Origin of the sequence: Shewanella sp. MBTL60-007 (assembly GCF_019654915.1) — a bacterium.
GTDB lineage: Bacteria > Pseudomonadota > Gammaproteobacteria > Enterobacterales > Shewanellaceae > Shewanella.
The window spans coordinates 1-14729 of sequence record NZ_BPET01000056.1; the positions used below are offsets into that span (position 1 = coordinate 1).

General features: G+C 47.0%; 9 protein-coding genes. 4 read left to right on the plus strand and 5 right to left on the minus strand.

The annotated features are described in order from the left end of the window. Positions 1-460: 460 nt before the first annotated feature. A complete protein-coding gene (lysS, locus tag K5Q92_RS18650; protein WP_220770396.1) occupies positions 461-1966 on the minus strand; it encodes a lysine--tRNA ligase in 1506 nt (501 codons plus the stop codon). Positions 1967-1978: 12 nt separating this feature from the next. Next, a protein-coding gene (prfB, locus tag K5Q92_RS18655; protein ID WP_220770397.1) for a peptide chain release factor 2 occupies positions 1979-3077 on the minus strand; the annotation gives its coding sequence in 2 pieces (ribosomal slippage) (positions 1979-3001 and positions 3003-3077; 1098 coding nt in all). Between the two features lie 327 nt (positions 3078-3404). Between prfB and K5Q92_RS18660 the strand changes: the two genes are divergently transcribed. Together K5Q92_RS18660 and fdhF are read left to right on the plus strand one after the other, a co-directional pair. Continuing rightward, on the plus strand, positions 3405-4397 hold the full coding sequence (locus K5Q92_RS18660) for an ion channel (RefSeq protein WP_220770398.1): 993 nt from the start codon (positions 3405-3407) through the stop codon (positions 4395-4397). 297 nt (positions 4398-4694) lie between these two features. Continuing rightward, positions 4695-8981, plus strand: a complete 4287-nt coding sequence (fdhF, locus tag K5Q92_RS18665) for a formate dehydrogenase subunit alpha (protein ID WP_220770399.1) — start codon at positions 4695-4697, stop codon at positions 8979-8981. 84 nt (positions 8982-9065) lie between these two features. Here fdhF and chrA read toward each other — a convergent pair whose 3' ends face one another. After that, complete coding sequence (gene chrA, locus K5Q92_RS18670) at positions 9066-10241, minus strand: chromate efflux transporter (protein ID WP_220770400.1); 1176 nt, start codon at positions 10239-10241, stop codon at positions 9066-9068. 153 nt (positions 10242-10394) lie between these two features. Then, positions 10395-11570, minus strand: coding sequence for a glycerol-3-phosphate dehydrogenase/oxidase (locus tag K5Q92_RS18675; RefSeq protein ID WP_220770401.1), 1176 nt, complete (start codon positions 11568-11570; stop codon positions 10395-10397). A gap of 228 nt (positions 11571-11798) precedes the next feature. Here K5Q92_RS18675 and K5Q92_RS18680 point away from each other — a divergent pair, with 228 nt between their 5' ends. Both K5Q92_RS18680 and K5Q92_RS18685 read left to right on the plus strand, forming a co-directional pair. Beyond that, positions 11799-12212, plus strand: a complete 414-nt coding sequence (locus K5Q92_RS18680) for a hypothetical protein (protein ID WP_220770402.1) — start codon at positions 11799-11801, stop codon at positions 12210-12212. A 338-nt stretch (positions 12213-12550) separates the two neighbouring features. Next, positions 12551-13993 (plus strand): thioredoxin family protein, encoded by a 1443-nt coding sequence (locus K5Q92_RS18685; RefSeq protein ID WP_220770420.1) that lies wholly within the window; start codon positions 12551-12553, stop codon positions 13991-13993. A gap of 383 nt (positions 13994-14376) precedes the next feature. Here the strand turns inward: K5Q92_RS18685 and K5Q92_RS24290 are convergent, their stop codons facing one another. Further along, on the minus strand, positions 14377-14508 hold the full coding sequence (locus tag K5Q92_RS24290; RefSeq protein ID WP_259649630.1) for a hypothetical protein: 132 nt from the start codon (positions 14506-14508) through the stop codon (positions 14377-14379). Between the last annotated feature and the right edge of the window lie 221 nt (positions 14509-14729).

Genomic DNA, 14729 nt, shown 5'->3' on the forward strand with positions numbered 1-14729 from the left:
GCAATAATCATGCTAAAGAGTTGCTTTACCAGATGCGTTATTAGTGGCTAACTTAACACTTACACTAACGAAATCATAGACATTAGCGCTCAGCTATCTCATTCGATAACAGGGCTGAACACTCTTAGTATCAGAGATATGCGTTAGCGTTCACCAGTATATTAAAACGTGCAGTCTCGCTCTGGGGCTAAATCTACATTAAGGCGCAATCAGCATTGTGGCCCCAAAGTTAACGATATCTAACATAAGCTCTGTTTAGACATTTTGCAGCCCGACAAAATACAGGGAATTTCATTATATTTGTTTGATAAATATCAATTTAATCGTGAGATTAATCGTTCTAATATCTGAATAAATGCATCTCCATCACAGAAATGCATAATTCGAATTTTTGGCATAAAAAAACCAGCCTAATAGCTGGTTTTTTTAGTCTTACAGGTATGCACCTATTTTCCCAAGATTAGTTCGCCTGTGGGCGCATCGCTGGGAATAGGATCACGTCACGAATGGTGTGCGTGTTAGTAAATAGCATCACTAGACGGTCGATACCGATACCTTGACCCGCTGTTGGCGGTAAGCCGTGCTCTAGTGCAGTAATGTAGTCTGCATCGTAGAACATCGCTTCGTCATCACCGGCATCTTTCGCATCAACCTGCGCCTTGAAACGGCTATCTTGATCTTCAGCATCGTTAAGCTCAGAGAAACCGTTAGCCACTTCGCGGCCGCCGATGAAGAACTCGAAACGGTCGGTGATGAAATGGTTTTCGTCATTACGGCGCGCTAGTGGAGAGATATCCGCTGGGTAGCCAGTAATGAAAGTCGGTTGCATTAGCTTAGGCTCTGCAGTCTCACCGAAGATCTCTTCAAGTAGCTGACCACAAGTCCAGAACTTCTCGATAGTCATGCCTAGGCTCTTAGCCAAGTCACGCATAAACTCCACGTCTTTAACTTCTTCATAAGTCATAGACTGAATAGTTGCGTTGTCTGGGTTGTACTTCTTGATCGCATCCAACATGCTTAGACGTGCATATGGGCCACCAAAGTCTACAGTATGCTCACCGTATGGAAGCAGTGGAGAACCACAAAGCTCAGTGGCGATAGAGCTTAGCATCTCTTCAGTTAGATCCATTAGATCTTCATAATCTGCATACGCCATATAGAATTCCATCATAGTGAATTCTGGGTTATGACGTGGTGATAGACCTTCGTTACGGAAGTTACGGTTGATTTCGAACACACGCTCAAAACCACCAACCACTAGACGCTTAAGATATAGCTCAGGTGCAATACGTAGATACATTTCGATATCTAGTGCATTGTGGTGAGTGATAAATGGACGCGCTGAAGCGCCACCAGGGATGCTGTGCATCATTGGTGTTTCAACTTCCATGAACTCTTTCTTCACCATGAAGTTACGGATAGCGGTAACCACTTTAGAGCGCATAACGAATGCAGCACGTGATTCTTCGTTAACGATCAAGTCAACATAACGTTGACGGTAGCGAGTCTCTTGGTCAGTTAGGCCGTGGAACTTCTCAGGAAGTGGACGCAGCGCCTTAGTTAGCAACTGGTACTCTTCCATGTTCACATATAGGTCGCCTTTACCAGAAAGGTGTAGCTGACCCGTCACACCGATGATGTCACCGATATCTAGACCTTGGAACTTCTCTTTAAGATCTTTTTGAACGTCTTTACCCGCATAAGCTTGAATGCGACCACTCACATCTTGGATAACCAAGAATGGACCACGCTTAGCCATTACACGACCAGCGATTGAGCGCTGAATGCCCATGCCTTCAAGATCTTCTTTGGTGTATTGACCAAATTCAGCTTGAATGTCTGCCGCTTTATGTTTTCGATCGAAGTTGTTCGGGTGACCGTTTGCTGGGCAGTTCGTACGGATGTGCTCTAATTTAGCACGACGTTCTGCAATTAACTTGTTCTCGTCTAGTGTTTGTTCAGTCATCTTCTTCTCTCGTTAAAGGCCAGATTTCAGGCTAGCTTCAATAAACTTGTCCAGATCGCCATCTAAAACGCTCTGGGTATTTCGGTTTTCAACGCCGGTACGTAGATCTTTAATACGCGCATCATCGAGCACGTATGAACGGATCTGACTGCCCCAGCCAATATCTGACTTAGCATCTTCCGCGGCTTGCTTGTCGGCATTCTGCTTAAGCATTTCTAGCTCATACAGCTTTGCTTTTAACTGTTTCATGGCCGAGTCACGGTTTTTATGCTGTGAACGGTCATTCTGACATTGCACGACAGTGTTGGTCGGTAAATGCGTAATACGAATTGCCGACTCGGTTTTGTTAACGTGCTGACCACCCGCACCCGACGCGCGGTAGGTGTCAATTCTTAGATCGGCTGGATTGATATCAATCTCAATCGAATCATCAATTTCTGGGTAAACGAATACCGAACAGAAAGAGGTATGTCGCTTGCCCGATGAATCGAATGGTGACTTACGCACTAAACGGTGTACACCAGTTTCAGTACGCAGTGAACCAAAGGCATATTCACCGGTAAACTTCACTGTTGCGCCTTTAATACCCGCAACATCACCAGCAGTGACTTCAATCAGCTCAGGCTTATAGTCGTGGGCTTCGCCCCAACGTAAGAACATACGCAAAACCATATTGGCCCAATCTTGCGCTTCTGTTCCACCAGAGCCCGACTGAATATCTAAATAACAATCTGAAGCATCATGTGGTTTAGAGAACATACGACGGAACTCGAGTTCCTCAAGGCGCTTCTCTAAGCCCTGTAATTCCTCAGTGGCGTCGTTAAAGGTCTCTTCATCGTCCTCTTCAACGGCTAGCTCTAGTAATCCTTCGATATCTTCTAGGCCACTGTCCATATCGTCGATAGTTTTCACTACCGCTTCAAGTGCTGCACGCTCCTTGCCTAAGGCTTGGGCGTTTTCTGGATCGTTCCAAATTTCAGAGCTTTCAAGCTCCCGGCTGACTTCTTCTAGACGCTCACTCTTGGCATCGTAGTCAAAGATACCCCCGAAGAAGTTCGGTACGGTCGGCGAGCTCCTTGATTTTGAATTTAACTGGATTTACTTCAAACATGATTTAATCAACTTCTAATTGCTAAGCATTAACGACTAAAAGCGCTAACGACTAGGTTACTACTGATGGAAAACCCGCTATTTTAACCCATGCTTTGTTTGAAACCTAGCGGCAAAAGCGTACAAAATAGCAATTTTATTCATCAAAGCCTGCTCAAAGCCTAAAAACTAAAACTTACCTCATAGGCTAAGCCTGTAACGAGGAGCAAATGTATGAGGGGGAGCGAGTTCACACATTGCTAAATCGGCAGCTTTAATTCCGACTGTCTATACTCAATATTACCCAGACTCAATATTATCCAACCACTGTCGATGGTTGACGCTATTTATGCCAACTGATAGCCAAACGACTAACCTCTGTCGTTACCACGAAAATAATCAATATACCTGCCGAGAGCCCGCCGGAGACTCAGGCCTATGTTACTGGCATGACCCAAAAATCATAAAAAACAGCCCCGAAGATATACAAAATCTGGAAGCCTTTGCTCGCAAGGGCGGTCAACTCAGGGGCATTAGCCTCAACCATGCAAAACTCGCCAATATCGATCTAGTTCGCCACCAGCAACAGGCAGGCTTTGACATGAGCAACGCCGAACTCTACCGCGCAGATCTAAGTGGTGCACACCTATTTAATATCAAACTCGAAAATGCCAGCTTAATGAAAGCCGATCTACGGGATGCCACCGTACATTGTGGCAACCTTCAGGGCTGCAACCTGCTTGGTGTAAAATGGCTCGGCGCCAAAATTGAAAACATGCATGTTGGCAACACTCTATGTCAGGAACGCTTAGCTTACGAGGCGCAAAAAATTGGCGACAACGACAGAGCCATGGACTACCTAGAGCAGGCCGAGGAGATCTACCGCGATCTGCGCAAAGCTGCCGATAGAGAAGGCCTATTTGCCATGTCTGGCCAATATATTCGTAAAGAGCTCACCATGCGCCGTTATCAGATGCCAAGATACTGTCTTAAACGCATCATTTCTAAAGGCATCGATCTCTTTTGCGGCTATGGTGAGGCACCGCTAAGAGTGGTTGGCTTTTCACTGATCCTCATCCTCATCTGCGCCGTGCTCTACTTCTTTGCCGGACTACAGTATGGGGGGCAGTTACAGGGGTTTAGTCTAAACCAAGATCTCGCCACTAATATCATGTTGTTTCTTAACTGTATTTATTACTCGGTCGTCACCTTTACCACCCTAGGTTATGGCGACTTCACACCGGTCGGTTTCTCACGAGCCATCGCCGCTTTCGAGGCCTTTACTGGCAGCTTTACTATCGCGCTATTCGTAGTGGTATTTGTCAAGAAGATGACTCGGTAAGCCTCTGATAATCAATTTAAAATACACTCCTAACAGCTCTGAACGCCTACACAAGGATCTGGATCACAGATTAGACCAGCCACAACTGTTATCGCGCACATTTCTGACATCACATGTGAGCGCCCCAGCAATTTCAGTTAAAACTTAAGCTGCATTATCAGCGTAAAAAAAGGCCGCAGGTATACTCAGATAAATAAGATTTCGCCCAGTCTGTCCCCGTGAGTGCGGCTCGTGCGTCAAGGTCATCGGCCCCAACGCCAAGCGCCAGCAGCTACCCTATAAATAAAGGCCCATGCGATGAAACAAATAATAATTGATGGCAAGTCATTAATCGCCAATCAGCAAGACACCCTGCTAGACGTTGCGCTTAATGCCGACATTGCTATTCCTAATCTATGTAAAAGCAAAGCCAGCTCTTTAGTTCATGACAGCAAACAACACTGTAATCTTTGCCATGTAGAGCTTGTTTCCAGCGATAACAGCATCACTAATGTACGCGCCTGTGAGACACGAGTTGCTGACATTACTGAACAGAATATTCAAGTCATCACCCAGTCGGCCGCCCTTAGCAAACAGCGTAAAGCGGCGCTACAAGTCATTTTGTCCGATCATTTCGCCGACTGCGAAGCCCCATGTCAAACCGCCTGCCCAGCTGGCGTCGATGTGCAATCATACCTTTACCATATCGCCCAAGGTGACCACAGCGAAGCGGTTAAAGTCATCAAACAGACCTTACCTTTGCCACTGTCTATTGGCCGTGTCTGTCCCGCTTTTTGTGAATCTGAATGCCGACGAGGCTTAGTCGATGAGCCTGTGGCTATTCGCCAGCTAAAGCGCCACGCAGCCGACTTAGATCTCGATGATGCTAACCCTTATGTACCACCAAAGGCACCAGCGACTAACAAGAAGGTTGCTATCATCGGCAGTGGTCCTGCGGGTATTTCGGCGGGTTACTATCTGTCGAACAACGGCCATGATGTCACCATTTTCGAATCTATGCCTAAGGCTGGCGGCTGGTTAAGATACGGTATTCCCGAGTATCGTTTACCTAAAGCGATTCTCGACAAAGAGATCGAACTTCTGTGCAAAAACGGTCTAAATATTGAGACCGACACTCGCCTTGGCCGCGATATTCACCTCAATGGCTTGATCCAAGATTTTGATGCGGTCTGTTTAGCCATTGGCGCCCAAAAAGCGGTACCGATGAACTACCCAGGCATCGAGCTTGATGGCTGCTACCTAGGCGTCGACTACCTAAAAGATTACTGCATAGATAAGCAATACGTGACCGGTAAAAAAGTGGCGGTAATCGGTGGCGGTAATACCGCTATCGACTGTGCTCGCACCGCAAAACGTGAAGGCGCCGATGTCACATTAGTCTACCGTCGTACTCGCGATGAAATGCCAGCCGAAGACTATGAGATCCATGAGGCTGAGCAAGAAGGCATTAAGTTCCACTTCCTCACCAATCCAATTGAAAACCATAGCGATGACAACGGCCGAGTGGCTATGGTGACTTTTGAAATAATGGCACTCGGTGAGCCGGACAGCTCAGGGCGTCGTAGCCCAACACCGACTGGTGAAACCTTCACAGAAGCCTTCGATACAGTGATCCCAGCGGTGTCACAAACTCCAGATATGGACTTCTTAGATCATCCACAAAGCCAGCTTGCCACAGGTGAAGTAGCCCTTACTCGCTGGAATACCTTTGAAGGTTGTGAACACACCATGTCGGCGGGTCAATCGGCAGGACTCGATAAGCTATTTGTTATCGGAGACTCACGTACAGGACCAGCCACCGCGGTTGCCGCCGTGGCCGATGGCCGTAAGGCTGCCGATGCCATCGAGAAGCTATTATCTCAAGGCCTCACCTGCGAGCTAGTTAAACAGCCATTTAACTCAACTAAAGCGCCGAAAACCAGCAACCTGAAATCTTTCAAAGCCGATGCGCTATACCCTGCAACTGCAGTGCAAGCTCGCAGTAAAATGCCAGAGCTAAATGAACTACAACGGGCGCTAAACTTTAGCGAAGTCGAGCTAGGCTTTGCCGCCGATGAAGCGATGAAGGAAGCCGCGCGCTGCCTCGAGTGCGCCTGTCAGGCCAACACAGATTGTAAGTTACGTGACTATGCGACCGAATATAAGGTTAAGGCCAGTGAGCTCGATATCAGTCAAGCGCAACACTTTAGCGTCGATAACAGTGCTCCGTTTATCACCTTCGATGCTAACCGCTGCATTAGCTGCGGTGCCTGCGTAGAGATCTGTAACGGCGCCAGCGGCCATAACGCTATCTCTTTTGCTAAAGATCACTACCAAGCCATTCCTGATTCATGTGCAAACGATAAACGTAACGCACCACGAGTCGGCTTTAGCGCCAACATGAATGACAGTGACTGCGTGCAATGTGGTAACTGCGTACAGGTCTGCCCAACAGGCGCACTGGTTGACGCTCGTGATAAGACTCAAGGCTTAACGGCCGCACAGAAGGCACCGCTTAAAACCGTGTCGACCATCTGCACCTACTGCGGTATTGGTTGCCGCGTCAATATGCATGTCGATGAGCAAAAGAATCAGATATTGCACATCAGTGGTGACAACTCATCACCAGTTAACGAAGGCATGTTATGTGTTAAAGGCCGTTTCGGCTTCGACTTTGTGGGCAGCGATAAGCGCCTCACTACGCCACTTATCCGTAAAAATGGTGAGCTAGTCCCTGCCAGTTGGGATGAAGCTATCTCTGTGGTGGCTAAGCGTTTTACCCAGATAAAGCAGAGCCATGGCAATAAGGCGATTGCCGGTCTCTCTTCGGCAAAAGCCACTAACGAAGATAACTACGTTTTCCAAAAGTTCTTCCGCAGCGTACTGGGTAATAACAACGTCGACCACTGTGCTCGTCTTTGTCACGCATCGACCGTAACTGCGCTTCGCGAAAGCTTAGGTAGCGGCGCGATGACTAACGATATTCCGAGTATCAAAGATAGTGACCTTATCTTTATTCTTGGATCTGACACTGAAAGCGCCCACCCAATTATCGCTTCTAAGATCAAACAAGCAGTGAAAGAGCATGGCGCACGCTTGATTGTTGCCGATCCTAAGCGTGTCTCCATTGCCGACAAGGCTCAGCTTTATGTAGCGCACAGACCCGGCTCTGACGTCATGCTACTTAACGCGATTATGCAGCAGATCATCATCAATGATTGGCATGACCTAGATTATATTCAGTCTAGAGTCGAAGGCTTCAGTCAACTCTATGATGAGGTGATGAGCAGCGATTATAGCCCTGAAAATGCCGCGCTAATCACAGGCGTGAGTGCTAACGATATTATCGAGATAGCGCGCCTTATCGGCACAGCAGAGAAAACCGCTATCTACTACGCAATGGGTGTGACTCAGCATACTTCAGGGCATGATAACGTTACCGCAATATCTAACCTGCAGTTACTGTGTGGCAATATCGGTGTTAAAGGCGCGGGGATTAACCCACTTCGTGGTCAGAGCAATGTACAGGGCGCTTGTGATATGGGCGCACTACCGAACTACTTCAGCGGCTACCAGAAGTTGAGCGATCCCTTAGTACAAATGCGCTTCCGTGAAGCCTGGGGCAAGGAAGATCTTTGTGCCGATATCGGTCTATCGGCCACCGAGATGATGCACGCCTTGAGCCATGGCGAACTGAAAGGCTTGTATGTCATGGGTGAAAACCCAGTGCTGAGCGATCCCGATCAAAAGCATGTGCTACAAGGCTTAGCTGCAGCAGAGTTTGTGGTGGTGCAAGATATCTTCTTAACCGAAACTGCCGAGCTTGCCGATGTAGTCTTGCCTGCCGCAGCCTTTGCCGAAAAGTTAGGTCACTTTACCAATACAGAGCGCCGCGTACAGCAGTTATTGCCAGCTGTGACACCACCAGGTCTAGCTAAGAATGATTGGGAGATCACTCAGCTTATCGCTAGTGAAATGGGCGAAAATTGGAATTATCAGAGCGAGAAACAGATTTGGCATGAGATCACCCAAGTCACACCACAGTATCGTGGTATTACTTGGCAGGTGATCGATAGCCTAACCGAGAATGGTCGCCTAGGCTTACAGTGGCCATGCCCTGCTGAAGGCCACCCTGGTACGCCAATTCTGCACACATCTCAGTTTACTCACGGTAAAGGTAAGATGCGTGCGGTGCACTATCGTCTACCAGCAGAGATGCCATGTGAAGAATATCCGCTGATCTTATCGACTGGGCGCTTATTAGAGCAGTTCCATACTGGCACCATGACCCGTAAAACCGAAGGTCTTAACCAGCTTGGTAGTGCCAAGGTGATGATCTCGGTCTTTGATGCCGAGAAGCTTGGAGTGAATAACGGCGACATGTTAAAGCTCAGCACCCGCCGCGGCGAGATTGAGATCCAAGCCTTTGTGACTAAGCGTGCACAAGCTGGGGTTCTGTTCCTGCCGTTCCACTTTGCGGAGTCGGCGGCCAACAAGCTCACCAACAATGCGCTCGACCCTGTGGCGAAAATCCCAGAATTTAAGGTGTGTGCAGTTAAAGCTGAAAAGGTAGCTGATAAGCTAGCAGAACCAGAACTCGCCTAAGCACAGTGAAAGTGGAGTCAATAATGAAGGCCGTAAGAGCAACCTCTTACGGCCTTTTTATATCTCTCTATTTTATAAGGAAGGTTAGCTAACAAACGCCCCTATTAGCGCACCAGTGACGCCAAAACCTGCGACCAAGATAAAGATGTTTGGCTTAAAGATCTTAAACAAGCCAAAACCTAGCACCACTAACGCCATATCCAGTGGCGACAATACCGCACTGGTAAAGATTGGGTTATACAGCGCCGCTAATAGAAAGCCCACCACAGCAGCATTCACTCCGGCAACAGCGCCCGTTACCTGCGGTTTGGCGCTGATCGCATGCCAACTTTTAAGCGCCACCAGCATGAGTAGAAAGCCCGGTAAAAAGATAGCAAGGGTTGCCACTAAGGCACCAACAAGTGGTTGCTGAATCCATATTTCGGCTCCCAAGAACGCCGCTAAGGCAAACATAGGTCCAGGTACCGCTTGTGCTAAGGCGTAGCCCGTTAAGAACTGATCATTACTGATCGCATCCCCCACGCTTTGCTGTAGCAAAGGTAACACCACATGGCCGCCGCCAAATACCATACTACCGACTTGATAGAACTGGCTAAACAACTCAGTTAAGCTCGCTATCCCAGCTGATTTTGACAAGGCTATCATCGTCAAAGATGCCAGCAATAATCCCACAAACAGGCTTAAGTAAAACCAGTTAAGCTTCACACTCTGCGCCGCAGCAGCAGGCTCCTCCCGCTCACCTGCTAAATAGTGACGCCCTACGAGCGCCGCAGCTATCAACAAGCCAAACTGCATCAACATGGATGGCTGCAGCAAAATGATCACACAACTTAGCACCATTAATAGCTTGGCCTGCTTTCGCTGGCAAAACTGCTTAAACATAATCCAAATCGCATCGGCTACCACTACAACAGCCAATAGCTTGAGGCCATGAATAATGCCTTGGGTAAACGAGTAGTCTAACCATTGACTGCTAGTTACAGCCAATAAAAACAATAATATGAATGAAGGCAGGGTAAAACCTAAAAACGCAGCAATACCACCTAATAAGCCACCTCGATGATAACCGATAGCAAAGCCAACCTGACTCGAGCCAGGCCCTGGCATAAACTGACTTAGAGCAACTAAACTGCCGTAGTGTTTATCATCTAGCCAATTAAGTTCTTGTACAAAGGTTTGCCTAAAGTAGCCGATGTGTGCAGCTGGGCCACCAAAAGAGATTAAACCGAGGGAAAAAAAACGTAGAAATATTTGAAACATAATCATCCACAAATAAAAACTAACCACTAAAACTCAGTGTTAAAACTAACCACTAAAACGAATATATTAAAGCTAAGCGCCCCTATAGCTGATACGAGCAATAGTATGACATTTAGGTTACAGATTAATGAAAGTTCGACACCGAAAACAAAGTTAATCTAAAAAAAGTTTTTCAAAATCAGCCAAGGTTTGGCGCTTACCGATAGTCCCCTCTAACCATTCACACACTTCACTGGCAGTGGTTCGATAAGTGGTTAGCTTGCCACCGTAGAGACTAAGCAAATTCGGATGGCTTGCTTGTACTTTTTGTATAGTATCCCGAGGACGGTCGAACGCTTTACCTTCTTGCTTAGGTAATACTCTCACCCCACAAAAACTACCAATCAATCGCTTTTTTAGCGCTGCTATATCCCCAAAACAACTAAAGTAATGATGGTAAATTCCTAACAAATACTCTGTTTCCTCTGGGGTAACACTGGGCTTAGCCATTAGCGACGTTAACGGTACCTCAGTGGTTCCAATTAATGTTTGCCCTTTCCAAGGCATGACAAAAATAACCCGTTTATCGAAGCAAGACTCCAAATAAAGAATACCGTCATTAGCTGGAATATCGAGTAACAAATGGCTACCTTGCACCCACTCAATTGGCTCAGCAGAGAGCGGTGGAGACACAGTCTCAAGTACTTGATTCACCCAAGGTCCTGCAGCATTCACCACAGCTCGAGCTTCTACCTCATGTTCAATAGCCTCGTGCTGATAACGTACTAAACAATGCCTCTGTTTATGCGCAATAGATGTGCATTTGGCATGTTCAATAACCTCAAGCCCAAGAGTACGTGCATTCTTGATTACCGCTTGAGTCAGCAACTGATCATCAGTTTGTGCATCCCAATATTGATATACAGCTTTCAAGCCATGTAATTTTAAGCCTTTAATTTTCGACCAATGTATCGATGGTATCGATTTAAACTGGCCCAAAGGATCAAATTCACTTAAAAAGGCATACAAACTCAACCCAGCCCTAATCGTCCATGGACTGCGACGGCTATTTTCATAGACAGGAATGTAAAATGGGATTGGGTAAACTAACGAGGGAGCGAGCTTAAGCAGCGCTTTTCTGTCAGCCAGAGATTTTCTGACCAAGGGCAATTGACCAGATTCGAGGTAGCGCAGGCCCCCATGAATGAGTTTACTGGAATTAGCAGACGTCTGTGCAGCAATGGTTTCTTTCTCTAACAGCATGACTCTATAGCCAGCTGCAGCAGCGCACTGAGCGATACCCGCCCCATTGATCCCACCACCTATAACGAGAAGATCGACCGTCTCCATTTTTGCTCCTTGAGTGGACTGCTCACTCTTTGCCCTGCATAGTCCGTGATTCACAGAGCAAACAACGCCACAAATATCTTCTACAGCAGCGAAGAGCACTGTTCATCATTAGAACATTTAATCTAAAGATGATTGTATTTCCTCTAGTAATAGCATAAATTTCCGCACAATGGAGTAGCCCCTAACTGCTCTTAAGGATGAGTTTAAGGTTCGTAAGGAAGTACGATTATGAAATGGATAGCCGCAATTGGTTTACTCATTACCACAAACGCTCTAGCTCAATGTGAAAACAACACTCACATTCTCGATATTGTTTACCCCAAAAACAGCTCCTACTTCAGTTCACAGTACGGCTCAAAACTGGAGCAATTGACAAAAGATACTCAGCAGGGAGCTGGTTATTTACTGCTCGAGTTCAAGGTCAATCAGGCTCAATCGACCAAAGAAGCTCGTGAATACAATAAGTGGCTTGCACAACGACGCATCGACAGAGTGAAAACCTACCTTAACGATGCAGCCTATCCCGCTCCTGTTATCACCCGCCTGTTGACGGCAAGTACCGAGGAAAATCGCAGCGTATCTGTGGTCTGGTGCCCCGATGAAAGAGAGCAAGAGGTAAGAGTAGCCAGTAAGAGTGAATAGGCGACTATTATTCTAGTTCTAGTTCTCACCCTAGTTATGATTGAAGCAGAGGCTATCATCGCCTCTTGCTAATCGCCCCCTTAATCTAGCTCCAAATATGCGTATAATCCACAGGCATCAATAGATGTGATTAATTTAACCTTATCTAAACTACTCAGTTATAACTATCAGCAAAAGTTTAACTTTATTGTTAAAAGTTAGTTGTAGTTCCCAAAAGTAAATTATTCGAGATTTCATCTGCAAAAACAAAACATTAATTTAGCTATTGCTAAGTATTAAAGTAGAGTATTAGTAACAAACAGGTTTAATTTATGGCTAATACGTCTGCCGGAGTTCGCATGCCTAAGTCTATTATTCTCTTTTTCGCCCTCTTATTATCGAGCCTCTCTCTCTCCAATTTTGCCGCTGCGGAAACCCCAGCGACGAACAATCTATGGCATTACACCAATGCTCAAGGAGAGCTTAAGGTTAAACTGTATTTCTTCTGGTCTAAGACCTGCCCTCACTGCGCCGAGGCTCATCCCTTTATCGATAGCCTACCCGAGCGCTACCCTTGGATAGAGGTTGAAGATCATATGATCACTGCGCCAGACACCATGGCAGTATGGCAAGAAGTCGCTAAACAGACTGGAACCGAAGCTCGCTCGGTGCCCTACTTTGCCAGCGGTGAAAAAGCGGTTGTCGGTTATACCAGTCAGGCTGTATCCGGTGAGTTTTTAGTGCAACGCTTAAAATCATACTATGTTTCACTCGGTGGAAAATTGGCCCCAGAGGTTGAAGGCGATTACAGTACTGCCCCAATGACAGGTGGACTGTTTCAAACCTGTAGTGAGAGTGGCAGCGAAAGCGACGCTGAGGGTACCTGTGGCTTAGGATTAGATGCTAGCAGCGAGCTTGCGAGCTCAGATGTACAACCGGTCGAGATCCCGCTTGTGGGTGTAGTTCACCCTGAACAGATGTCACTGCCACTACTGACTGTCGTGCTTGCAGGTGTCGATGCCTTCAACCCTTGTGCATTTTTTGTATTGCTATTCCTACTCTCTATCATGGTTAACGCTAAGAGCCGCACTCGCATGCTAATTGTGGGCGGGATCTTCGTGTTCTTCTCCGGCTTTATCTACTTCATCTTTATGAGTGCATGGCTCAATATCTTCCAGCTTCTAGGCGCAGGTAGCGATGGTGGTTGGATTATTCTCGGAGCGGGTATGTTGGCGCTCATTGCAGGAGCAATCAACATCAAAGATTACTTCTTTACCAAAGGAGAAGTCACCCTGTCGATGTCGGCTGAAAACCGCACGGGCTTGATAAAGCGCATGGGGAAGCTAACCAGCGCCAGCAGCATGACCGCCATGATTGCCGGTACTGTGGTGTTATCTATCTTAGCCAACGCCTATGAACTTTTATGTACCGCTGGTTTCCCGATGATCTACACCAGCGTACTGTCTATGCATGACCTAGAGACCTTCGAGCGCTACATGTATCTAGTGATGTACAACGTGGTTTATGTCATCCCACTTGCAGCGATTGTTATCGCCTTCAGTGTGTCACTTGGTAAGCGTAAACTGACCGAGAAAGAGGGGCAGACCCTTAAGCTAATGTCAGGAATTATGATGATGGGACTCGGTGGTATGTTGGCTGTTGACCCAACAGCGCTACAAAATGTGGCCTTAGCTATCGGCCTCATCTTAAGCTCTATCGTACTAACTGTGATTATCACGCTTATCCGTAAGAGCATAGAGAAAGCGCAGACGGTAAAAGCTGAGAAAGGCCGGAAAGCCTAAGACGATAAGAGCTGAGACGGATGAAGCCGGAAAAGTAAAGCCGGAAAAGATAAAGCGGGAAAACCAAAGATAACAGCTTGACGCTTTTGGCTTTTACTTTTCCTCGCAGGGCTTCAGCCCGTCCTCGAAGCGAAGCGTCCTAGGTTCTAGATTCTAGGTTCTAGGAAGAGCAGAGACGGTTAAAGCTGAGACGGATGAAGCCGGAATAGATAAAGCGGGAAAATCAAAGATAACAGCCTGACGCTTTTGGCTTTTGCTTTTCCTCGCAGGGCTTCAGCCCGTCCTCGAAGCGAAGCGTCCTAGGCCCTTTTTTTAATGTAGGTAGGCATTTATGCCGTCAACAATGGCCATAAAACCGTAAGCTTGGCGGGCTAAAACCCAACCTACAGAAGGCTAAAGGATGCTTTTCCCGTCCCAGCTTGATCCGTCTCAGCTTTAACCGTCTTTGCCTTATGCTTTTCCATCTCAGCTTGAACCGTCTCAGCTTTAACCGTCTTTGCCTTATGCTTTTCCATCTCAGCCTTTCCTAGGACCTGCCTTTCCTAGAACCTAGAACCTTCTTTGCCTTTCCGTAAGCGCAGCGCTCCGTAAGTGACGCAGTCACGTTCCCTAGGCCACAGGCCGTCCGGCTCTTATCGTCTTAGCTTGAACCGTCTCAGCTTTAACCGTCTTTGCCTTATGCTTTTCCATCTCAGCCTTTCCTAGGACCTGCCTTTCCTAGAACCTAGAACCTTCT